The sequence below is a fragment of the Kitasatospora phosalacinea genome (assembly GCF_030268885.1).
Taxonomy (GTDB): Bacteria; Actinomycetota; Actinomycetes; order Streptomycetales; family Streptomycetaceae; genus Kitasatospora; species Kitasatospora phosalacinea_C.
Map to the genome: position 1 here is coordinate 12,896 of NZ_BSSA01000024.1, position 22,488 is coordinate 35,383.

Annotated in this window: 19 protein-coding genes; 15 read left to right on the forward strand and 4 right to left on the reverse strand. The window is 75.7% G+C overall.

The annotated features are described in order from the left end of the window. Positions 1–3: 3 nt before the first annotated feature. Positions 4–1,554 (forward strand): CoA transferase, encoded by a 1,551-nt coding sequence (locus tag QSK52_RS27900; protein ID WP_285738942.1) that lies wholly within the window; start codon positions 4–6, stop codon positions 1,552–1,554. Between the two features lie 166 nt (positions 1,555–1,720). Further along, positions 1,721–3,247, forward strand: a complete 1,527-nt coding sequence (locus tag QSK52_RS27905) for a class I adenylate-forming enzyme family protein (protein WP_285738943.1) — start codon at positions 1,721–1,723, stop codon at positions 3,245–3,247. Between the two features lie 56 nt (positions 3,248–3,303). Here the strand turns inward: QSK52_RS27905 and QSK52_RS27910 are convergent, their stop codons facing one another. Both QSK52_RS27910 and QSK52_RS27915 read right to left on the reverse strand, forming a co-directional pair. After that, on the reverse strand, positions 3,304–4,440 hold the full coding sequence (locus QSK52_RS27910; RefSeq protein WP_285738944.1) for a DegT/DnrJ/EryC1/StrS family aminotransferase: 1,137 nt from the start codon (positions 4,438–4,440) through the stop codon (positions 3,304–3,306). 7 nt (positions 4,441–4,447) lie between these two features. Beyond that, positions 4,448–5,617 (reverse strand): DegT/DnrJ/EryC1/StrS family aminotransferase, encoded by a 1,170-nt coding sequence (locus tag QSK52_RS27915; protein ID WP_285738945.1) that lies wholly within the window; start codon positions 5,615–5,617, stop codon positions 4,448–4,450. Positions 5,618–5,833: 216 nt separating this feature from the next. Here QSK52_RS27915 and QSK52_RS27920 point away from each other — a divergent pair, with 216 nt between their 5' ends. From QSK52_RS27920 to QSK52_RS27945, 6 genes are all read left to right on the forward strand, one after another. Then, a complete protein-coding gene (locus QSK52_RS27920) occupies positions 5,834–6,916 on the forward strand; it encodes a hypothetical protein (protein WP_285738946.1) in 1,083 nt (360 codons plus the stop codon). Next, the gene (locus QSK52_RS27925) at positions 6,913–7,860 is read left to right on the forward strand and encodes a sugar phosphate isomerase/epimerase family protein (protein ID WP_285738947.1); all 948 of its coding nucleotides are present in this window, start codon (positions 6,913–6,915) and stop codon (positions 7,858–7,860) included. The genes QSK52_RS27920 and QSK52_RS27925 overlap by 4 nt, the downstream gene beginning before the upstream one ends. A 7-nt stretch (positions 7,861–7,867) precedes the next feature. Continuing rightward, entirely contained in the window at positions 7,868–9,178 is a 1,311-nt protein-coding gene (locus tag QSK52_RS27930) for a M20/M25/M40 family metallo-hydrolase (protein ID WP_285738948.1), read from the forward strand. A 95-nt stretch (positions 9,179–9,273) separates the two neighbouring features. Further along, positions 9,274–10,434 (forward strand): Ldh family oxidoreductase, encoded by a 1,161-nt coding sequence (locus tag QSK52_RS27935; RefSeq protein ID WP_285739041.1) that lies wholly within the window; start codon positions 9,274–9,276, stop codon positions 10,432–10,434. Beyond that, a complete protein-coding gene (locus tag QSK52_RS27940; protein ID WP_285738949.1) occupies positions 10,431–11,384 on the forward strand; it encodes a Gfo/Idh/MocA family protein in 954 nt (317 codons plus the stop codon). The genes QSK52_RS27935 and QSK52_RS27940 overlap by 4 nt, the downstream gene beginning before the upstream one ends. Then, on the forward strand, positions 11,381–11,794 hold the full coding sequence (locus QSK52_RS27945) for a DUF6917 domain-containing protein (RefSeq protein WP_285738950.1): 414 nt from the start codon (positions 11,381–11,383) through the stop codon (positions 11,792–11,794). The genes QSK52_RS27940 and QSK52_RS27945 overlap by 4 nt, the downstream gene beginning before the upstream one ends. A 152-nt stretch (positions 11,795–11,946) precedes the next feature. On the opposite strand, the gene QSK52_RS27950 is transcribed toward QSK52_RS27945, so the two are convergent. Next, positions 11,947–12,486, reverse strand: a complete 540-nt coding sequence (locus QSK52_RS27950) for an EF-hand domain-containing protein (RefSeq protein ID WP_285738951.1) — start codon at positions 12,484–12,486, stop codon at positions 11,947–11,949. 337 nt (positions 12,487–12,823) lie between these two features. Here QSK52_RS27950 and QSK52_RS27955 point away from each other — a divergent pair, with 337 nt between their 5' ends. From QSK52_RS27955 to QSK52_RS27985, 7 genes are all read left to right on the forward strand, one after another. Continuing rightward, the gene (locus QSK52_RS27955; RefSeq protein ID WP_285738952.1) at positions 12,824–13,318 is read left to right on the forward strand and encodes a carboxymuconolactone decarboxylase family protein; all 495 of its coding nucleotides are present in this window, start codon (positions 12,824–12,826) and stop codon (positions 13,316–13,318) included. Between the two features lie 106 nt (positions 13,319–13,424). Next, positions 13,425–14,366, forward strand: coding sequence for a homocysteine S-methyltransferase (gene mmuM, locus QSK52_RS27960; RefSeq protein WP_285738953.1), 942 nt, complete (start codon positions 13,425–13,427; stop codon positions 14,364–14,366). 80 nt (positions 14,367–14,446) lie between these two features. After that, positions 14,447–15,625: a serpin family protein gene (locus QSK52_RS27965; RefSeq protein ID WP_285738954.1), complete on the forward strand. Its 1,179-nt coding sequence runs from the start codon at positions 14,447–14,449 to the stop codon at positions 15,623–15,625. 287 nt (positions 15,626–15,912) lie between these two features. Then, positions 15,913–16,653 carry a class I SAM-dependent methyltransferase gene (locus QSK52_RS27970; RefSeq protein ID WP_285738955.1) on the forward strand — a complete coding sequence of 247 codons (741 nt, stop codon included), beginning with the start codon at positions 15,913–15,915 and terminating at the stop codon, positions 16,651–16,653. Between the two features lie 126 nt (positions 16,654–16,779). Next, positions 16,780–17,547, forward strand: a complete 768-nt coding sequence (locus tag QSK52_RS27975) for an IclR family transcriptional regulator (RefSeq protein ID WP_285738956.1) — start codon at positions 16,780–16,782, stop codon at positions 17,545–17,547. A gap of 222 nt (positions 17,548–17,769) precedes the next feature. Then, the gene (glpK, locus tag QSK52_RS27980; protein WP_285738957.1) at positions 17,770–19,290 is read left to right on the forward strand and encodes a glycerol kinase GlpK; all 1,521 of its coding nucleotides are present in this window, start codon (positions 17,770–17,772) and stop codon (positions 19,288–19,290) included. Positions 19,291–19,365: 75 nt separating this feature from the next. Beyond that, the gene (locus QSK52_RS27985; RefSeq protein WP_285738958.1) at positions 19,366–20,970 is read left to right on the forward strand and encodes a glycerol-3-phosphate dehydrogenase/oxidase; all 1,605 of its coding nucleotides are present in this window, start codon (positions 19,366–19,368) and stop codon (positions 20,968–20,970) included. A gap of 74 nt (positions 20,971–21,044) precedes the next feature. Here QSK52_RS27985 and QSK52_RS27990 read toward each other — a convergent pair whose 3' ends face one another. After that, a complete protein-coding gene (locus QSK52_RS27990) occupies positions 21,045–22,445 on the reverse strand; it encodes a gluconate:H+ symporter (RefSeq protein WP_285738959.1) in 1,401 nt (466 codons plus the stop codon). Between the last annotated feature and the right edge of the window lie 43 nt (positions 22,446–22,488).

A 22,488-nucleotide genomic window follows, 5' to 3' on the forward strand; every position in this document is an offset into this window, starting at 1 on the left:
GGGGTGGCGCGGGAGGTGGCGGCGGGGCTGCTGCGGGCCTCCGGGGTCGCGGTCGGGGAGGGCGAACTGCTGCAGGTGGAAGGCGGGTTGGCGTGCCGGCTGTCCTGGGCCGGGCCGCTGGGGCTGCGGCTGGACAGCGAGGCGGACGTCCAGGCGGCCTGCGGGGTGATGCAGGTGCACGGACGGCGGTACGGGACGCCGACGCCGCTGCGGGTGGACTTCGCCTCGGTGGCGGCCGGGGTGCTGGCCGCCACCGGCGTGCTGGCGGCGCTGCGCGCCCGGCGGTTGGGGGCGGCGTACCGCGAGGTGGGGGTGTCGGTGGCGCAGGCCGCGCTGCTCGGGCTGTCGCAGTACCTGGCGGCGGCCTCGGTGGAGGGCTGCGGCGCGGAGCCGCCCGGGGTGGGCGGGCCGCCGTTCGAGTCGGCGGACGGGGTGCGGTTCGAGCTGGAGGCGCTGGAGGCGGAGGGCTGGCTGCGGTTCTGGTCCGCACTGGGCGTCGAGCGGCGGGTGGTGGGGCGCGGCTGGCTGCCGTTCCAGGCCCGGTACGGGACGGCGGTCTGTCCGCTCCCGGAGGAGCTGTTCGCGGCGGCCCGGGCGGTCGGGCACCGGCGGCTGGTGCGGGTCGCGGCGGAGTGCGGGGTGGAGCTGACGGTGGTGGCGGGGCGGCCCGCGGTGCTGGGCGGGATGCCGTGGCAGGTGCGGGCGGGCGCGCCGGGAGTGCCGGGAACGCCGGGAGCGTCGGGAACGCCGGGAGCCGCGCGTCGGGGTGAACTCTCCGACGGAGGGCTGCCGTTGAGCGGCGTGACGGTGGTGGAGATCACCCGCCGGGTCCAGGGGCCGGTGGCCGGGCGGGTGCTGGCGCTGCTCGGGGCCACCGTGGTGCGGGTCGAACCGCCCGGCGGCGACCCGCTGCGCGGCGTACCGCCGATGACGGTGGGCGCGGGGGGCGAGGAGACGGCGGTGTCGGCCCGGTTCGCGGCGCTCAACCGCGGCAAGGGGACGTGGGAGGCGGACCTGCGGAGCCCGGAAGGACGCTCCGCGGTACGGGAGTTGGTCAGCGGGGCGGACGTGCTGCTGCACAGTCTCGCGCCCGCGAAGGTCGCCGGGCTGGGGCTGGAGGCAGGGGCGGTCGCCGCGCTGCGCCCCGGGCTGGTGTACGCGCAGGCCAGCGGCGGCGGGCCCGGGCTGAGCACCGACTACCCCGTGCAGGCGCACTCCGGCCTGGCCGCGCTGCTGGCACCGGACGGGCTGCCGCCGCGCCCCACCCTGCTGACGGTCTGCGACGTGCTGGGCGGCCTGGTCTGCGCCGCGGGCACGGTCGCCGCGCTGGAGGCCCGGGAGCGGACCGGGCGGGCGCAGCGGGTCGAGTCCTCGCTGCTGTCGGCGGCCCGGCTGCTGTGCGGGGCGGCGGGCGACGGGAGCCCGCCGGGCGACGGGGTGGAGGTCTGCACGGACCTGGCCGCGCTGGTGCGCGACCCGCGGGTGGCGGCGGCCTTCGAGTTCGGGGCGGACGGGTGCGCGTTCGTCCGCGGGCCCTGGGAGTTCGGGGCGTGAGCGGGCGGGGCGTGAGCGGGCGGGGCGAGGGTTTCGGTTGGTGGATCGGCGGACGGGAGTGGTGGTCGTGACGTGGGTTTCGGTGGCCGGGGTGGAGTTCCCCGATCGGGTGGACCGGGAGTTGCGGGAGCGGTGGGTGGCCCGAGGGTGGTGCCCGGGACGGGGGTTGTACGAGCTGTTCGCGGAGCGGGTCGCGGCGCACGGGGAACGGGCCGCGGTGGTGGACGGCGAGGGGGAGCTCTCGTACGCGGAACTGGGGCGGCAGGTACGGGGGTTGGCGGCCGGGCTGGCGGCGCGGGGGGTGCGGCCGGGGTCGGTGGTGGGCGTGAAGGTGCCCGCGGACCGGCGGGCGCCGGCGGTGGATCTGGCGGTGGCCGCGCTGGGTGCGGTGGTGCTGCCGTGCACGGCCGGGCACGGGCGGCGGGACCTGCTGGCGGCGTGGGGGACGGCGCGGGTGGACGCGGTGGTGACGGCGCCGGAGTGGAAGGTGCTGGTGGACGGCCTGCGGCCCGAACTCCCGGACCTGCACGAGGTGGTGGTGCTCGACGAGGGCGCCTGGCCGGAGCGGGCGGAGTGGGCGCCCGCGGTGGTGGACGCGGAGGCGCCGGCCCGGATCCTGCTGTCCTCGGGTTCGGAGGCCGCGCCGAAGCTGATCGCGTACTCGCACAACGCCCTGGCGGGGGGCCGCGGGCGGTACGTGGAGCGGGTGTTGGAGACCGCGGACGGTGCGCCGCCGCGGGTGCTGCTGCTGGTGAGCCCGGCGACGGCGTACGGGTCGCTGGCGGTGGTGGCGCTGGTGCGGTGCGGGGCGACGGTGGTGCTGCCGCCGGTCGGGGAGCGCTTCGATCCGGCGGGGGCGCTGGCGGCGGTGGGGCGCTGGCGGCCGACGCACCTGGCGGCGGTGCCGACCATGCTGCGCCGGATGGCGGAGCGCGTGCCGTCGCCCGGTGAGGACCTGTCCTCGTTGCAGGCGGTGGTGTCGAGCGCGGCGGCGCTGTCCCCGGCGGTGCTGGGGGCGGCGTTGCGGCGGTTCGGGTGCCCGGTGGTGAACGTGTACGGGGCCAGTGACGGGCTGAACTGCCATGCGCGGTGGACTGATCCGGACGTCGACGTGCTGCGGGTGGGCCTGCCGGACCCGCAGGTCGCGGAGTTCCGGGTGTGCGGGCCGGACGGGCGTCCGGTGCCGGCGGGGGTGCCGGGCGAGCTGCAGGCGCTGGGGCCGATGACGCCGCTGTGCCACGTCGGGGAGCCGGAGTTGGACGCCCGGCTGCGGGTGGACGGGGGGTGGGTGCGCTCCGGCGACCGGGGGGTGCTGGAGGCGGACGGTTCGCTGCGGGTGCTGGCGCGGATCAAGCAGACGGTGAACCGGGGCGGGGTGTCGATCTCCGTCGCGGAGGTGGAACGGCTGCTGGAGGGGCACCCGGAGGTCGCGGAGGCGGTGTGCGTGCCGGTGCCGGACCAGGACCTGGGCGAGCGGATGTGCGTGTGCGCGGTGCCCCGTGGCGCCGGGTTGACGCTCGACGAACTGACGTTGTTCCTGGCGGAGTTGTGCGGCCTGGAGCGGTACAAGCTGCCGGAGCGGCTGCTGGTGCTGGAGCGGATGCCGCTGGGCGGGTCCGGGAAGCCGGACCGGCGGGTGGTCGCGGAGCTGGCGGCGGCGGCCGTGCGGGAGGGCGAGGCCCTGGTGGGGTGAGGGCCGCCCTGGTGGGCGCCGCGCGGGGAGGCGCCCACCGGGGCGAGGGGGGTCGGTCAGGCGGGGAAGCTGAGGACGGCTTCGGTGATCCGCTCGACCTGGGCGTCCGTCAGGTGCGGGTAGATCGGCAGGGAGAGGCACTGCCGGGCCGCTCGTTCGGCGTGCGGCCAGTGGCCGTCGGAGGCGGCCGCGTGGGCGAACGCGGGCTGGTGGGGCAGGGGTCGGGGGTAGTAGACGTGGCTGTCGACGCCGTGGGCGGCGAGGTGCCGCCGGAGGTCGTCGCGGCGTTCGGCGAGCAGGGTGTAGACGTAGTAGCAGCGGCCGTTGGTGCCGGGCGGGGGCGGGACGACGCCGCGGGCGGCGAGCGGGGCGAACTGCTCGGTGTAGTGGGCGGCGATCTCGGCGCGGCGGGCGAGGCGGCGGGCCAGGCCGGGGTGGCGGCGGAGCTGGAAGGCGGCGAGGACTTCGTCGAAGCGGCTGTTCAGGCCGATCAGGTGGTGGCGGAAGCGGTGCACGCCGTCCTGGCCGTGGTTGCGCAGCATCCGTACGGTGCGGGCGAGTTCGGGGTCGTCGGTGACGACGACGCCGCCCTCGCCGGGGCCGCCGAAGGACTTGACCTGGACGAAGGAGAACACGCCCGCGTCGCCCCAGGTGCCGGCCGGGCGGCCGTCGAGGACGGCGCCCTGGGCGACGGCGGAGTCCTCGATCAGGCGCAGGCCGTGGCGGGTGGCGAGGGCGCGCAGGCGCGGCATGTCGGCCATCACGGAGAACATGTGGGCGGGCATCAGCGCCTTGGTGCGCGGGGTGACCAGGGCCTCGGCTGCGTCCGGGTCGATGACCAGGGTGTGCGGGTCGATGTCGGCGAAGACGGGGGTGGCGCCGACGCCGAGGACGGTGTTGGCGAGCGGGGCGCAGCCGAAGGCGGGGACGATCACCTCGTCGCCGGCGGTGATGCCCGTGGCGCGCAGGACGAGGGTGAGGGCGGTGGTGCCGCTGCCGCAGGCGACGACGTCCTCGGCGCCGAGGTCGGTGCGCAGCAGCTCCTCGAAGCGGGCGGTGCGTTCGCCGAGGATGAAGCGCTGGGCGGGGTCGGTGGCGACGTCCCGGACCACGTCGAGCAGCAGGTCGCGGTCGTCCTCGAAGAGGTCGGGCGGGAAGAACGGGATGGTGGTGGCGGCGGCGGTCGTGGTCATCGGCGGGTCACCGCTGCTTTCCGTACTGGAAGTCGCGGACCAGGTCGCTGACCAGGTCCAGTTCGTGGTCGGGGAGGTCGGGGTAGAGCGGGAGCGCGAGGGCGCGGTCGCAGGCGGCTTCGGCGTGCGGGAACTCGCCCGGTCGGTGGCCGAGTTCGGCGAAGCAGGGCTGCAGGTGGAGCGGCGTCGGGTAGTAGGTCTCGGTCTGGACGCCGTGCCGGGCGAGGTGGGCGGCGAGCTCGTCGCGGTGGTCGGACTCGATCAGGTAGACGTACCAGACCGGGTTGGTGGCGGCGTCCCGCTGGACGACGGTGGGCAGGGTGAGGCCGGGGGTGCCGGTGAGGCGTTCGGTGTAGGCGGCGGCGAGGTGGGCGCGGCGGGCGATGTCCTGGTCCGCGCGGTCGAGCTTGGCGAGCAGGACGGCGGCCTGGACGTCGTCCATCTTGCTGTTGGTGCCCAGGAGTTCGGTGGGGCGGTTGATGGTGGGGAAGTCGTCCAGGGTGCGGCCGGTGCGGCCGTGGTGGCGCATCGCGGAGACGGCTTCGGCCAGGTCCGGGTCGTCGGTGAGGACGGCGCCCGCGTCGCCGATCGCACCGAGCGTCTTGGTGGGGAAGAAGGAGAGCACGCCGCCGGCGCCGTGCAGGCCGGCGTGGACGCCGTTCCAGCGCATGCCGAAGGCCTCGGCGCTGTCCTCGACGACGGTCAGGCCGTGCCGGTCGGCGAGGGCCAGCAGGGCTTGCAGGTCGGCGAGTTGGTGGAAGAGGTGGACGGGCATGACCATCCGGGTGCGGTCGGTGCGGACGGCTTCGACGCTCGCCGGGTCGAGGCCGTAGCCGACCGGGTCGATGTCGGCGAAGACCGGGCGGCCGCCCGCCAGCACCACCGAGGTCGCGGAGGCGACGAAGGTGTAGGCGGGGACGATCACCTCGTCGCCGGGGCGCAGGCCGGCCGCGCGCAGCAGCAGGACCAGGGCGTCGGTGCCGCTGTTGACGCCGATCACGTGCCGGGCGCCGGTCCAGGCGGCGAGGGCGGCCTCGAGTTCGGCGACCTTGGGGCCGTGCGAGTACTTGCCGCGGTCCATCAGTTCGTCGAGGTGGCGCCGGGTGGTGGGCCAGAGGGATTCGAAGGTCGCGGCCTGGGTGAAGAAGGGAACACCCGGAGAGGTAATGACACCCATGAAACTCTCATCGGATTGTATGGATTGGACGGGCGGAAAAGCCCTGCTCCCGAATCTAAGCCCGCCGCACCCCGTCCACCTCGGCAGCGTAACTGTTTCACCCCTTCGAATGGCCTGCCGGAAAAGGGATTTGACGCCCGATCGGACCGCCGTCGAAGTACTGATTGAATAGCCGGGGGAAGCAATACCGCGACGCGGAAGGAATGACGTCTCGCCATGACGAACGGACTCGGGACCTTACTCGTCGGAATGGGACGGGCCGGGCACGGACTCCACCTCCCGGTGCTGCGCCGCCTGCGCGCCGACCCCGGCACGGCGCACCTGTTCGCCGCCGGGCCGGTGCTCGCCGTCGACCCGCACCGGCGGCCGGGGGCCGCCCCCGACCTGCGCCCGACCACCCTCGCCGGGGCACCCCGGCTGCTCGACCCGGAGCGCACCGTCGTCCACCTGTGCACCCCGCCCACCGCGCGGGCCGCCGCCCTGGACGCGCTCGGCCGGCTCGGCTACCGGCGGGTGCTGCTGGAGAAGCCGGTGGCCGCCGACAGCCGCGGCCTGGACGAGTTGCTCGCGCTGCGCGACCGGTACGGGATCGACCTGGTGGTGGTCGCCCAGTGGCTGGGCAGCCGCCTCACCGATCGGCTGCGTGCGCTGCTCGCCCAGGACGCGTACGGGCCGCTGCGCACCATCCACGTCGTCCAGCGCAAGCCGCGGTTCTCCCGCTCGCTGGCCGGGGACGGGCACCCCACCGCGTTCGACGTCGAACTGCCGCACTCGCTGGGCCTGTGCCTCGCCCTCGCCGGGCCCGGCGAGGTGACCGGCGCGGGCGGCACCGACATGGTGGTCGGCGGGCGGGTGCTGCCCCGGCTCGGCACCGCCTGGCTCAACCTCCAGCACGACAGCGGGGCGTGGACCAGGATCCGCTCCGACCTCACCTCGCCGGTGCGCGAGCGCCGGGTCACCCTGGAGCTCGCGCACGGCACCCTGATCGGGCACTTCCCCGGCAGCGAGGCCGACGCGTACGCCCGGCTGACCGTCATCGACCGCGACGGCGAGAGCACCGAACTGCTGCACGACGACGCGCTCGGCGGCTTCCTGGAGCACACCTACCGGTACTACGCGGCGGACGGCACCGGGCGCGGACCGCACCCCGACCTGGCGGTCAACACCCAGGTGGTGCGCCTGCTCGACCGCGCCAAGGCGATGGCGGCGGACGACGCGGCGGGGGGCGGGGCGCGCGGCGGTGCGGTGCGCGGCGGGGCCGTGCGCGGTGGTGCGGTGCGCGCGGCGGTGGGCCGGTGAGCGCCGTCCGGTTCGGCGGCATCGGCGACGAGGCCGCGCCCGACCTGGCCGGGCAGATCGACGCGCTGCAGCAACTCGGCTGGGGCGAACTGGAGTTGCGGACGGTGGACGGCGTCTGGGTCGCCGACCTGCCTCTCCCCCGGGTCGAGGAGGTCGCCGCCGCCCTGCGGCAGCAGGGGATCCGGGTCTGCGGCATCGCCGCCCGGATCGGCAACTGGGCCTCCGACGTCACCGACGACCCCGCGGCGGACGACCGGGAGCTCGACGCGCTCGTCACCCGCGCCGCCCTGCTCGGCACCGGCCTGGTCCGGGTGATGTCCTACCCCAACCGCACCGGCCTGCCGGAGCCCGAGTGGCGCCTGCGGGTGCTACGGCGGATGCGCCGCCTCGCGGACCGCGCGCACCGCGGCGGCCTGGTCCTGCTGCACGAGAACTGCCAGGGCTGGGGCGGGAGTTCGATCGCCAACACGCTCGACCTGGTGGCCTCGGTGGACCACCCGGCCCTGCGGCTGCTGCACGACACAGGCAACGGCGTCCCGTACGGCTACGACGCCTTCGACCTGCTGCGCCGGACGGTCGGGCACGTCGACCACCTGCACGTCAAGGACGCGGTCGGCGGCGGCGCGGACACCCGGTACGTGCTGCCCGGCGCCGGGAACGCCCGACTCGCCGACGCCCTGCGGCTGTTGACCGCCCGCGGCTGGCACGGCGTGTGGTCGCTGGAACCGCACCTGGCCACCCGGCCGCACGAGGGCCTGGCCGCCGACGGCCGCACCGAGAGCGGCTTCGTCGCCGCCGGACGGGCGTTGACCGCCCTGGTCGAGCGCGAGGTGCTGCCGCACTCCCCCGGCTGGCGGCTCGTCCCGGGCGGCCTGGTCCGGGACGAACCGGCGCCCCGGCCGGCGGACCGACAGCGGGAGGGCGTGGCGTCCGGTGTCCGGTGAAACGCTGGTGGAGGCACTGGAACCCGGCTCGCGCCCGGCCGGACTGCGGCCGGACGAGCGGGAGTTGCTGCTCGACCTGCTGCGCCTTCCCACCGCCGGCCCGCTGGAGACCGGCCCGAACGCGCCGCCGCCGCTGCTGCCCGAGGCACTGGAGCGGTACGCGCGGGCGGCGGCCGGCCTCGGGCTGGTCGAGCTGCACCGCGGCGCGCCCGGGGCGGCCGAACTCGACCGCCCGGACGTGCCGTTGACGGTGCGGAGCGCGGTGGCGGGGACGCCCGGGTTCCTGGCCTGCCAGCCGAGCCTGGTGCTGCGGCTGGGGCCTGAGCTCCCGCGGGCGGCGACGGTGATGTTCAACGTGCACCTGGACACGGTGGCCGGGTCGGAGCCGGTGGGCTTCGACGGACGGCGGTTCACCGGGCGGGGCGCGATCGACGCCAAGGGCCCGGCGGTGGCACTGCTGGCCGGGGTGCGGGCGGCCGTGGCGGCGGAGCCCCGGGTCGGGCGGGAGGTCGCGGTGCTGGTGCAGGCGGTGTCCGGCGAGGAGGGCGGCGCGATGGGCGTGTTCGGCACCCGTCCGCTGGTCGAGGCCGGGTACGTGGGCGCGCTGAACGTGTTCTGCGAGCCGACCGGCCTGCGCTACCTGCCGCGGGCCACCGCCGCCGCCACCGCCCGGCTGCGGGTGCGCGGCGAGGACGCGATCGACGACTGCCCGGGCGCGGGCCACAACGCGACGGTGCTGCTCGGCTTCCTCGCCCAGCACCTGGCACGGGAGCTGGGCGCGGCGGACGGCCCGCGCGACCCGGTCTGCGTGGCCGGGATGGGCACCGGCCCGCTGCACAACCGGGTCTACGGGAGCGGCGAGCTGCTGCTCAACCTCCCCTACCGGGACGCGGGTTCGGGCCGTCGCGCGGAGGCCGCGGTGGAGGCGGCGGTCCGCTCCGGCCTGGACGCGTTCCGCGACGCCTTCACCGGACTGCCCGAGTTCGCCCGGACCGCCGCCGACTGCGCGCGGATCACCCGGCTGGACTGGCCCAAGCGCGGCCTGCCCGTCCTCGACAACCGGCACCCGGAGCTGGAGGACCTGCTCACCCGGCGGGCCGGGATCGCCCGGATGCCGGACACCGAACCGGCGTTCACCTGCGACGCGATCTGGACGGCCGACCTGCCGGACGACGCCTTCACCGTGGTGCTCGGCCCGGGCGACCTCGGCGCCAACCGGGCGCACGCGGCGGGCGAGTTCGCCGAGGCGGAGCAGCTCGACGGCTTCGCCTCGGCGGTGGCCCGGCTACTGGCGGCCTTCGCCCGCCACCGCCCCTGACCCCTCCGTTCCCTCCCGTTCGACGTCCCCTGCACTCGACGTCCCCTGTACTCGAAGTCCCCTGCTCTGCATGGAGGTTGTTCCCCTTGACCACCGTGGCGTCCCCGCTCGGTGCCACCGGCACCGCCCGCGTCCCGTACGCCGATCTGATCCGTTTCGCCACCGAGGTGTTCGTGGCCTGCCAGTTGCCGCCCGAGCGGGCCCGGGCCGCGGCGGAGGCGCTGTGCTACGGCGACGCCGCCGGGATGGACTCGCACGGGCTGGCCAACCTGACCCGGCTCTACCTGCCGCTGCTGGCCGAGGGCCGGGCCGATCCGCGGGCGGAGCCGGTGGTGCTGGCCGACCGGGGGGCGGCGGTGCTGGTGGACGCGGCCGGGGCGCTCGGGCTGTGGCAGGCCGGGGCGGCGATGGAGCTGGCGGCCGAGCGGGCCGAGCGGTACGGGATCGGGCTGGTGTCGGTGCGCCGGGCCACCCACTTCGGGTGCGCGGGCCACCACGCGGCGCGGGTCACCGGGCGCGGGATGATCGGGCTGCTGGCCTCGAACTGCGGCCGCCAGCGGATCGCCCGGCCGCCGGGCGGCGCGGTGGCGCTGCTGGGGACGAACCCGTGGAGCGTGGCCGCCCCGGCGGGCGGACTGCCGCCGTACGTCCTGGACATGAGCACCACGGCGGTGCCGACCGGCCGGGTGCGGGCGGCGGAGCGGGCCGGGCGGGCGATCCCGGAGGGGTGGCTGGCCGGGCCGGACGGGCGGCCGGTGACCGATCCGGGCGCGTTCGACCGGGGTGAGGCGCACCTGCTCTGGCTCGGCTCGGGTGCGGGCGGCGAGTTCAAGGGCTTCGGACTGGGGCTGATGGTGGAGGTGCTGGCGGCGCTGCTGCCGGGCGCGGGCCTGGGACCGGAACCGGCCGCGCTGGAGGGCGACGGGCGGCCGTCCGGGCGGGACGACGACATCGGCGTGTTCGCCCTGGCGATCGCCCCGGCCGCCCTGCGGGACGCCGACCAGGTCGCGCTGGACGCCCGCACCCTGTTCCGGACGGTGCTGGACTGCCCGCCCGCGGACGGGAGTTCGGGACCGGTGGCGTACCCGGGCTGGCACGAGGCCCGGCGCACCGCCGAGGCGCACCGCGACGGGGTGCCGGTGGCCGCGTCGCTGCTGGCCGAACTGGCTGCGGTGGCGGACGAGTTCGGGGTCCGGCCGGTGTCGGCGTCGGCGTCGGCGTCCGCGCCGGTTGCCGGGGCGGAGGCCGGGCGGTGAGCGGGCTGCGGTTCGGGGTGGTCGGGCTCGGGGTGATCTCGCGGTTCTACCTGGCCGCGCTGGAGCGGCTGCCCGGGGTGCGGCTGGCGGCGGTCTGCGACCGGGACCGCTCGGTGCTGGAGCCGTTCGACGACCGGGTCGCGCGTTTCACGGACCACCGGGAGCTGCTGGCCGCGGGCGGACTGGACGCCGTGGTGGTGACCGTCCCGAACGACTTGCACCTGGCGATCTGCCGGGACGCGCTGCGGGCGGGCCTGCCGGTGTGCGTGGAGAAGCCGCTGGCGCTGCGGGCCGCCGAGGGCGCCGAGTTGGCGGCCCTGGCGGCCGAACGGCGGGTGCCGCTGTTCACCGCCTTCCACCGGCGGTACAACACGGCGGTGCGGGAGCTGTGCGCCGCGCTCGCCGGACGGCCGCTGCCGGTGCGGTCGGTGACGGTGCGCTACTTCGAGCTGATCGAGGAGCACGTCGGCCGGGACCGCTGGTACCTGGACCCGGAGCGGTGCGGCGGCGGCTGCGTCGCCGACAACGGCCCGAACGCGTACGACCTGGTCCGGCTGCTGGCGGGCCCGATGGAGCTGACCGACGCGCAGGTGGTGCGCGACGGCACCGGCGTGGACCGGTACGCGGCGCTGGAGCTGGCGGGCCGCGGCGGGGTGCGCGGCCGGATCGAGCTGGACTGGTCGTACCCGGGCGAACTGAAGGACGTGGCCGTGGAGTTGGCGGACGGAACGGTGCTGCGGGCGGACCTGCTGGCCGGGCACGAGGGCTTCAAGCAGTCGCTGTGGCACGAGTACGAGGGCATCCTCGGCGAGTTCGCCGGGCTGCTGCGCGGCGACGGGGGCGGGGACGGGGGCGCAGGCGGCTCGGAGCGGGGCCCGGACGGGGTGGACGCGCTGCGGGTGGTCGAGGCCGCCTACCGCGCCGAGGCCGGGGCGGGGGCACGGGGATGACCCCCGTACGGGAGAACGGGCCGAAGCGGACGGTCACCGGCACGCTGGTGAAGGTGCTGCTGCACAGCCGGACCGAGCGCGGGATGAGCCTGGAGCCGTTCGCCAGCCGGTGCGTACGGGCGGGCGAGGTGCACGAGTTGGTGACCACCGACCAGCGGGACACCGCCGCGGGGGCGCGGATCGACCGGGTCGGGTTCCTGGGCTTCGCGGAGATCGCGGCGGCCGGGGTGCTGGACCGGGGCGACGAGGTGTTCGTCGGCGAGCACCGGGTCGGCACCGTGCTGGGCTTCGACGCCTGCCACTTCCCGAACCACTACAACGTGCTGATCGCGGCCGACCACCTGCTGACCGGGGAGAAGCTGGACCTGCGGCCGGAACTGCCGGTGCGGTTCGTCCCCGCCGGGGACTGAGCGGCCGCGGCCGGGGAACCGGAACGGGCCGGGGAACCGGAACGGCCGGGACCGGGCGGGCGCGGCAGGACGGCCGAAGGGCCCGGAACGGGGGGCGCCACCCCGTTCCGGGCCCTTCGGCGTCAGCGACCGCCAGCGGTGCCGGGCAGCGCTCAGCGGCCGAGCAGCGGGACGTCGATCTCGCCGAGGTGGTAGGCGCGCACGGCCTGGACCAGCTCCTCGACGGACAGCTGGCCGTCACCGTTGGCGTCGATCTGGCGGAACGCCTCGGCGGGCTGCACGCCCTCGACGCCGATCGCGTCCAGCCAGGACTTGAACTCGGCCGGGTTGACCTGGCCGTCGCCGTCCACGTCGACCAGCTCGACCATGGCCTGGATGGTCGGCTTGACCACGCGGCCGAAGCCCGCGCCGCCGTTCTCCAGGACGTGCTCCTCGGCGATGTGGTTGAACTGCTCGGGGGTGAGCGCACCGGTCTGCTCGTCGATGCCCGCCTTGTCGGCGAAGAAGCTCCACATGCCGAGGTAGGCCTCGGTCAGCTGGCGGGCGGCCGGAGAGGTGGGGGCCTCGCCGAAGGCCTGCAGAATGCGCTGGGCCTCGGCCTCCCAGTCGGAGCGGTCGATCTGGCCGTCGCCGTTCACGTCCCAGAGGTCGAAGCGCTTCTGGGCACGGTCGAGCTGCACGGAAGTGGTCATCGCGAATGTCTCCAGTGTTGGTCCGGTGCGGGCGGCGGCCACCCCGGGGACGGGGTCGGCGGGTGGCGCCCGCGGTGCCTTCGATGGGGCCGTCACGCAATCGGCGCGGCAACGGAACGTCACACTAGCGGCACGCTCAGCGACGGATCGCGCACGTGCAGCCAACCGGGTGACGTTCGCGGTTCGTTGACGCCCGGTCGGTTCGGCGGCCCTTGAACCGGCCTCCACCTGCCACGATTTGGGGACACCGTCAACTGTTTCGGAAGCGGCCTCCCGAGTGGGTGACCCGGCCCCGCCCCACCCCGTCCGGGCCGCCACCCGCTCCTACGCTCGGAGGATGACCGAGACGCTTTCGCCGCCCGCCGCCCTTCCCCCGCTGCCCGCGCTGCCGATGACCGAGCTGGGCCCGCAGCCCTTCGCCGCCGTGCACGCCCTGCACGCGGCGGTGGAGGAGGCCGCGACGGCGGCCGGGCTGGAGCCGCTGCTGCTGGAACTGGTGCGGCTGCGCTGCTCGCAGCTGAACGGCTGCACGTACTGCGTGGGGCTGCACACCGCGAGCGCCCGGAAGGCGGGCGAACGGGACGAGCGGCTGGCCCAGTTGGTGGTGTGGCGGGAGTCCGAGCTGTTCACGCCCCGGGAGCGGGCCGCGCTCGCCCTGGCCGAGGCGGTCACCCGGCTCACCGACCGGGCCGAGGGCGCCCGGGCCCGGCGGGCCGCCCTGGGGGTGCTGTCCGAGCCGGAGACGGCGTTCGTGGCGTGGGCGGCGACCGTGGTGAACACCTACAACCGGATCGCGGTCACCTCGCGCCCGGTGGCGGCCGAGACGCTCTGAGGCGCCCTGAGACGCCCTGGTTGCTCCCGGGCGGCCCCGGCCGGCCCGCCCGACCCACCCGGCGGGTCGGTTCGCCGGGAGCGGGAGGCGGGTGCAGGCTGGAGGGATGGTGACGGACTTCGGCGGTTCCCCTTCCGGTGCGGCGCTGGTGGCGGCGATGGCGGCCGGGCCGGTGCTGCTCGACGGCGGGTTGTCGAACCAACTGGCCGACCAGGGCTGCGACTTGTCGGACGCGCTGTGGTCGGCCCGGCTGCTGCTGGACGAGCCGCGGCAACTGGTGGCGGCGCACCGGGCGTACTTCGAGGCGGGCGCCCGGGTGGCGACCACGGCGAGCTACCAGGCGAGCCGGGCGGGTTTCGCCGCCCGCGGGGTGGACGCCGCGAAGACCGACCGGCTGCTGGCGCTGAGCGTGGAGGTGGCGCGGCAGGCGGCCGAGGAGGTGTCGGCGGAGCTGGGCGACGGCCGTCCGCGCTGGGTGGCGGCGTCGGTGGGCCCGTACGGGGCGGTGCTGGCGGACGGCTCCGAGTACCGCGGCCACTACGGGCTGTCGGCCTCGGAGTTGGCGGAGTTCCACCGTCCGCGGCTGGAGGCGCTGGCGGCCGCGGGGCCGGACGTGCTGGCGGTGGAGACCGTGCCGGACCTGCTGGAGGCGGCCGTCCTGGCGGACTGCGTGCGGGGGACGGGGGTGCCGGCGTGGTTCTCGTTCAGCGCCGCGGACGGGCTGACCCGGGGCGGCGAGCCGCTGTCGGAGGCGTTCGCGCTGGTCTCGGAGGTGCCGGAGGTGGTGGCGGTGGGCGTCAACTGCTGCGCGCCGCAGGAGGTGGACGCGGCGGTGGCGCTGGCGGTGGAGGTGACGGGCCTGCCCGCGGTGGCGTACCCGAACAGCGGCGAGGGCTGGGACGCGACGGCCCGGGACTGGACCGGACCGGCCGCGTTCGACCCCGCGCTGGCGGCGGGCTGGGTGGCGGCCGGGGCCCGGCTGGTGGGCGGCTGCTGCCGGGTCGGTCCGGCGGCGATCGCGGAACTCGCGGCGGCGGTCGGCCGGTAGCGGCCGGTGGGCCGCCGGAGGGCCGTCCGGCCGGTCTGGTACTGCTGGTGGGGACGGCGGGTCGGGGAAGGAGCGGGTTCATGGCGGGTGCGGGTGCGGTCGAGCAGGTGAACGCCCTCGGGGCGCGCTGGGGACGGGAGTTGGACTTCGCCGCCGGTCAGGTCTGGACGGCGCTCGGGGTGTGGCCGCTGCTGGCGGTGCTGGCGGCGGGTGCGGACGGCCCGGCGCGGGCGGAGCTGGCCGGGGCGTTGGGCGTCCCGGCCGAGCAATCCCCTGCGCTGGCCCGGGAGTTGCTGGCACGGCTGCGGAAGGTGCCGGGCTGCACGGCGGCGCTCGGGCTGTGGACGGCGGACGAGGTCGTGGTGGAGCCCGGCTGGCTGGAGCGGCTGGACGCCTCGCTGTGGGGGAGGTTGACCGGCGACGAGGCCGAGGACCGCGCAGCGCTGGACGGTTGGGTGCGGGAGCGGACCGGGGGCCTGGTCGAGCGGATGCCGGTGGAACTGTCCGGGGCGCTGCTGGTGCTGGCCTCGGCGCTGACGGTGCGCACCGCGTGGGCGAAGCCGTTCCGGCCGGCCCGCTCCCGAACCAACCGGGGTCCGTGGGCCCGGCGGCAGTTCACCCTGCTCACGGCCTCGGGCCCGGAGCTGTACGAGCGGATCGCGGTGGCGGAGACCTCGGCGGGCCCGGTGACGGAGGTCCGGGTGGTGGGCGACGGCGAGGTGGACGTGCACCTGGTGCTCGGCACGGAGGAGGCCGATCCGGGCGCGGTGGTGGCGGCCGGGTTCGAGCTGCTGTCGGGCGCGGCCTGGCGGATGCCGATGGAGGGCCTGTCGGACGGGGAGGCGTGGCCGGGGTTGGAGGTGGGGTCGGTGGAGTCCTCGGCGCCGCGGAACTCGGGCGTGCTGGAGACGGTGGCCTTCCGGGTGGAGGCGGAGCACGACCTGCTGGCGCACGCCGGACTGTTCGGCCTGGCCACGGCCGCCGGGCCCGGCAGCCACTTCCCGGGCATCAGCCGGAGCACCCCGCTGCGGGTCGGCGGGGCCGAGCAGGCCGCGGTGGCGGAGTTCTCCGCGGAGGGCTTCGAGGCGAGCGCGGTCACCGTGGTGGCGATGACCCGGGGCATGGCGGGCGGCCCCTTCCGCTTCCGCTCGCGCCGGGCGACGGTCCGTCTCGACCGTCCCTTCGCCTTCCTGGCCGTGCACCGACCGACCGGCCTGATCCTGGTCGCCGGCTGGGTGGCGGAGCCCGCCGGGGCCTGAACCGGCGGGCGGAGGCGGGCGGGGAACGCGATCACGACCGGTGCCCCGCCCGGCCGTCACGGTCGGACCCGCTGCTCGCCCGGCCGTCACGGTCGGACCCGCTGCTCGCCCGGCGTCGCGGTCGGACCCGCCGCCCGCCGGGGCTCGGCGGATCGTCCGCTTCCGCCGGAGGGCCGCGGCCCCGGGTTCGTGGCTTCGGCCAGTACGTCGGGCGGGCCGGTCGCCGGGAGGATTCCGGCAGGGGCCGCGGCCGGGGGCCGACGCCACGGAGCGAGGGGAGCTGCCTGATGGGCGGCCAGCTGTACGACGGGATCGGCGAGTCGTTCGAGGGGTTCAAGACCTTGCCGCTGGCGCGGTACGGGGAGGTGCCGGGGTTCCTCGGCCTGGTGGGGGACGTGCGGGGCCGGTCGGTGCTGGACCTGGCGTCCGGGACGGGGTTCTACAGCCGGGAGTTGAAGCGTCGCGGCGCCTCCCGGGTGCTCGGGGTGGACATCTCCTCGGCGATGGTGGACGCGGCGCTGGCGGCGGAGGAGCGCGAGCCGCTGGGGGTGGCGTACGAGGTGGGGGACGTCGCGGAGCTGCGCGCGTTCGAGGAGCCGTTCGACCTGGCGGTGGCGGTGCAGGCGTTCAACTACGCGCCGGACGTGGCGACGGTGGAGCGGATGTGCCGCCGGATCCACCGGAGCCTGGTGCCGGGCGGCGGGCTCTTCGTGTTCGGGCAGCACCCTGACTTCCGGTTCGACGGGCCGCCGCTGGACAAGTACGGCTTCCGCTGCGAGCGGGCGGGCGGGGATTCGGAGGTCGGTCCGCGGGTGCGGGTGACGGCGCTGCTGGAGCCGCCGGTCTCGTTCCCGGCGAACCCGCCCTCGCGCGCGGTGTACGAGTCCTGCCTGCGGGCGGCCGGGTTCCGCGACCTGGAGTGGGTGCCGCTGGAGGTGTCGGCGGAGGGGCTGGCGGCGTTCGGCGCGGAGTTCTGGGCGGACCTGGCGGCGAACCCGCCGCTGGTGATGCTGCGCTGCCGGGCGTAGTCGGCGCGGCCCGGGGGACGGAAGGGCGGGACGGGGCGGCCGGGTAGTACGGTCTTCGAGGGCGCGTCGCCCCGTTCTCGGTGTCGCGGTCGGCATGGTCGACCGGTGTTCGGTGGAGGTGGGCGGGTGCCCGGTGCGATCCAGTCGCTGTCGCGGGCGGCCGCGATCCTGCGTCTGCTGGCGGGCGGGGAGCGTCGGCTGGGGCTGTCGGAGGTGGCGACGGGGCTGGGGCTGGCGAAGGGCACCGCGCACGGCATCCTGCGGACGCTGCAGCAGGAGGGCTTCGTCGAGCAGGACCCGGAGAGCGGCAAGTACCAGTTGGGCGCGGAGCTGCTGCGGCTGGGACAGAGCTACCTGGACGTGCACGAGCTGCGGGCCCGGGCGCTGGTGTGGGCGGACGACCTGGCCCGGGCGGCCGGGGAGACGGTGTACCTGGGGGTGCTGCACCAGCGCGGGGTGCTGGTGGTGCACCACGTGTTCCGGCCGGACGACTCGCGGCAGGTGCTGGAGGTCGGTTCGATGCAGCCGCTGCACGCGACCGCGCTGGGCAAGGTGCTGCTGGCGTACGACCCGGTGGCGCGCGGCGAGTTGGGCGACGGCCCGTGGGAGGCGTTCACGGCCCGGACGGTGACCGAGCCGGCCGCGCTGGACGCGCAGTGCGCGCTGGTGCGCGAGCGGGGCTGGGCGGACGCGGTGGAGGAGACCTGGGAGGGCGTGGCCTCGGTGGCGGCGCTGATCCAGGACCGGCGGCGCAACCCGGTGGGCGCGGTGTGCGTGTCGGGCGCGGTGGAGACGGTGTGCGGCCCGGACGGCGCGGTGCGGCCCGCGCTGGTGGCCTCGGTGCGGACGGCGGCCCGGGCGATCTCCCGGGACCTGGGCGCGCACCGGTTCTGAGACCTGCGGCGGGGAGCGGGCCGCCGAGGGCGAGCGGGCTGCGTCACACCGCCTTGACGGGGGGCGTCCGACTGCGGTTGGCTTCCGAAGGTCGTTCGACAATGTCGAACGTCGTCCGGTCGGCCCGGGTGAACCGCCCCGCCGGGTTTGCCGGACCTGCGCGTACGGGGACTGACGAATGGTCACCCCCGCCCCGTTGCCGCCCATGAGCCGAGGAACCGCATGACCGCCAGTCACATCGCCGCGATCGACCAGGGCACCACGTCCAGCCGGTGCATCCTGTTCGACGCGGACGGCCGGATCGTCGCCGTCGAGCAGCAGGAGCACTCGCAGGTCTTCCCGCAGCCCGGCTGGGTGGAGCACGACGCGGCGGAGATCTGGACCAGGGTGCGCTCGGTGGTGCGCGGCGCGCTGGAGCGGGCCGGGCTGACCGCGGCGGACGTCCGGGCGGTGGGCATCACCAACCAGCGCGAGACCACGGTGCTGTGGGACCGGCACACCGGCGTCCCGGTGCACCACGCGATCGTCTGGCAGGACACCCGCACCGAGGCGCTCTGCCGCGAACTGGGCCGCAACGTCGGCCAGGACCGCTTCCGCCGGGAGACCGGCCTGCCGCTGGCCAGCTACTTCGCCGGGCCGAAGATCCGCTGGCTGCTGGACCACGTCGAGGGCCTGCGCGAGCGTGCCGAGGCCGGGGACGTGCTGTTCGGGACGATGGACAGCTGGCTGATCTGGAACCTGACCGGCGGCGTGGACGGCGGCCGGCACGTCACCGACGTCACCAACGCCTCCCGCACCCTGCTGATGAACCTGCACACCCTGCAGTGGGACGAGCGGATCGCCGAGTCGCTGGGCGTCCCGCTGGCGATGCTGCCGGAGATCCGCTCCTCCGCCGAGGTGTACGGCGAGGCGGTCGGCGACCTGGCGGGCGTGCCGGTCGCGGCGGCGCTGGGCGACCAGCAGGCGGCGCTGTTCGGCCAGACCTGCTTCGCCGCGGGCGAGGCCAAGTCGACGTACGGCACCGGCACCTTCCTGCTGCTGAACACCGGCGAGAAGATCGTCCACTCGTACCACGGCCTGCTCACCACGGTCGGCTTCCGGATCGGCGACCGGCCGCCGGTGTACGCCCTGGAGGGGTCGATCGCGGTGACCGGCTCGCTGGTGCAGTGGCTGCGCGACCAGCTCGGGATCATCTCGACCGCGGCCGAGATCGAGACCCTGGCGGGCACCGTCGAGGACAACGGCGGCGCGTACGTGGTGCCCGCGTTCTCCGGCCTGTTCGCCCCGTACTGGCGCTCCGACGCGCGCGGCGTGATCACCGGGCTGACCAGGTACGTCACCAAGGGGCACCTGGCCCGGGCGGTGCTGGAGGCGACGGCCTGGCAGACCCGCGAGGTGGTGGACGCGATGGAGAAGGACTCCGGGGTGACGCTGACCGCGCTGAAGGTCGACGGCGGCATGACCTCCAACAACCTGCTGATGCAGAACATCGCCGACGTGCTGGACGTCCCGGTGGAGCGCCCCTACGTCGCCGAGACCACCGCGCTGGGCGCGGCCTACGCGGCGGGCCTGGCGGTCGGCTTCTGGGACGGCCTGGAGACGCTGCGGGCCAACTGGCACCGGGCCGCCGAGTGGACGCCGAGGATGGCCGCCGACACGCGCGAGCGCGAGCACCGCAACTGGTTGAAGGCCGTGGAGCGCACCATGGGCTGGATCGACCAGGACGAGCAGCCGGAGACCTGACCCCGGCCACCGCCCGGCAGGACCCACCGATCGGAAGGAGCAGCGGACCGGCCCCGGCCTCGTCCGACACACGCCATGGCAACCACCCCGCCCCCCGCGGCCACCGTCCCGACCCTGGGCGCCGAGCGCAGCACGGGCCGCCTCGCCCCCCGCGCCGCCACCCGCGAGCTGCTCGGCCGGGCCCGCTACGACCTGCTGGTGATCGGCGGCGGCATCCTCGGCACCGCCACCGCGTGGACCGCCGCCCAGGCCGGGCTGAAGGTGGCCATGGTGGACGCCGGGGACTTCGCCAACGCCACCTCCTCGGCCTCGTCCAAGCTGGTCCACGGCGGGCTGCGCTACCTGCAGACCGGCGCGGTCCGGCTGGTCGCCGAGAACCACAAGGAGCGCCGGGCGCTGGCCACCGACGTGGCCCCGCACCTGGTCAACCCGCTGACCTTCTTCGTGCCGGTGTACGAGGGCGGGCCGCACTCGGCGCCGAAGCTCGGCGCGGGCGTGTTCCTGTACTCGGCGCTGTCGGCGTTCCGCGACGGCCTGGGCCGGGTGGTCTCCCCGTCGGCGGCGGCCCGCGCGGTGCCGGGGCTGCGCACCGAGGGGCTGCGGCGGGTGGCGGTGTACGGCGACCACCAGATGAACGACGCCCGGATGGCCGTGATGACGGTGCGGGCGGCGGTGGACGCGGGCGCGGTGGTGCTCAACCACGCCGAGGTGACGGGGCTGCGCTTCACCCGCGGCCGGGTCACCGGCGCGGAGGTGCGCGACACCCTGGACGGCACCGAGTTCGGGGTGGACGCCCGGCTGGTGCTGAACGCCACCGGCCCGTGGGTGGACCACCTGCGGCGGATGGAGCACGCGGGCGCGGCGCCGTCGATCCGGCTGTCCAAGGGCGCGCACGTGGTGCTGCGGCGGCAGGCGCCGTGGCGGGCGGCGCTGACCATCCCGATCGACCACTACCGGGTGTCGTTCGCCATCCCGTGGGAGGACCACGTCCTGCTCGGCACCACCGACGAGGAGTACGCCGGCGACCCGCTGGAGGTGCGGGCCACCGACGCGGACGTGGAGCAGATCCTGGCCGAGGCCGGGCACGCGGTGCGCGACGAGCACCTGCGCCGCGAGGACATCACGTACGCCTTCGCGGGCCTGCGGGTGCTGCCGGGCGGGCCCGGGGAGACGGCGGCGGCCAAGCGGGAGACGGTGGTGACCGAGGGCCGGGCCGGGATGCTGTCGGTGGCGGGCGGCAAGTGGACCACCTACCGGCACATCGGCCGGGTGGTCCTGGAGAAGCTCAAGCACGCCCCGGGCGTGGGCCTGGCCGAGGACGTCTCGCCCATCCCGCCGACCGTGCCGCTGCCGGGCATCGGCGCCCCGCAGGCGGTGGCGCGCCGCCTGCTGACCGACCGCGAGCCGGGCAGCCGGATGGACCCGCTGGTGGCCCGCAACCTGGCCACCCACTACGGCACGCTGTCCTTCGACATCGCCCGCCTGATCGACGAGCGCCCGGAGCTGGGCGAGCGGATCCACCCGGACGGGCCGGACGTGTGGGCGCAGGTGGTGTACGCGGCCGAGCAGGAGTGGGCGTACACGGTGGACGACGTGCTGCGGCGGCGCACCACGCTGACGGTGCGCGGGCTGGACGGGCCGGAGGTGCGCGAGCGCACCGCGGAGCTGCTGGACCGGTAGCCGGGAGACAGGGCGACGCCCTCCGGGAGAAGCGGGAGTTCCGGAGGGCGTCGCGGCTTTTTCGGGGCTGCTCGTCAGATGATCAGACTGAGCGGCAGGATCAGGGCGATGGCGACCACCGAGATGATCGTCTCCATCACCGACCAGGACTTCAGCGTCTGGCCGACACTCATCCCGAAGTACTCCTTCACCAGCCAGAACCCGGCGTCGTTGACGTGCGACAGGAACAGCGACCCGGCGCCGATCGCCAGCACCAGCAGCGCGGAGTGGCTGGTGGACATCCCGGCGGCCAGCGGGCCGACGATGCCCGCGGCGGTGATGGTGGCGACCGTGGCCGAGCCGGTGGCCAGCCGGATCAGCACCGCGATCAGCCAGCCGAGCAGCAGCGCGGAGACGTGCCACTTGCCGGACCACTCGCTGACGGCCTGGCCGACGCCGACGTCGATCAGGGTCTGCTTGAAGCCGCCGCCCGCGCCGACGATGAACACGATGCCCGCGATCGGGCCGAGCGCCGAGCCGACCGTCTCGGAGATCCTCCCCTTGTCGAACCCGGCCGCCCGGCCCAGGGTGAGCATGCCGAGCAGGGTCGCGGCGAGCAGTGCGATCAGCGGGGAGCCGATGAAGTCGAGGACCCGCTGGACGGTGGCCTTCGGGTCGTCGACCACCACGTCGGCCAGCGCCTTGCCGAGCATCAGCACGACCGGCAGCAGGATGGTGGCCAGCACGGCGCCGAACCTCGGGGTCCGCTCCCGCTTGACGGTGTCGACCGGGGCGGTCTCGGCGGGGAGCTCCAGCGGGCCGACCCAGCGCTGGGCGAGGCGGCCGAACAGCGGACCGGCCACGATCAGGGTCGGGACGGCGATCAGCAGGCCGAGCGCCAGGGTGACGCCGAGGTCGGCGTGCAGGGCGTCGACGGCGACCAGCGGGCCGGGGTGCGGCGGGACGAGGCCGTGCAGCACCGAGAGGCCGGCCAGCGCGGGGATGCCGATCCCGATCAGCGGGGCGTTGCCGCGCCGGGCCACCAGCAGCACGATCGGCACCAGCAGCACCACGCCGACCTCGAAGAACAGCGGCAGGCCGAGCACGGCGGCGATCAGCGCCATCGCCCAGGGCAGCAGCTTGGGGCCGGTGCGGGCCAGCACGGTGTCCGCGATGGTGTTGGCGCCGCCGGAGTCGGCGAGCAGCTTGCCGAGCATCGCGCCCAGGCCGATCAGCAGGCCGACCGAGGCGACGGTGGCGCCGAAGCCGGTGGAGAAGCTGGCCAGCAGCTTGTCGAACGGCGCCCCGGCGACGGCGGCGAGCAGCCCGGAGCCGAGCGTGAGGGCCAGGAACGGGTGCAGCTTGAACCGGGTGATCAGCAGCACGATCGCGCCGATGCTGAGCAGCACGGCGAGCAGCAACTGACCGTTGCTCGCGGTGTGCGGCAGCGCCGGTGCGCCGGCGGCCAGCAGGGTGGGGGTCACGGGGGTCTCCATTGACGGGCCGGCACCGCCCGGCTGTCGGACGGACGGTGGCGGG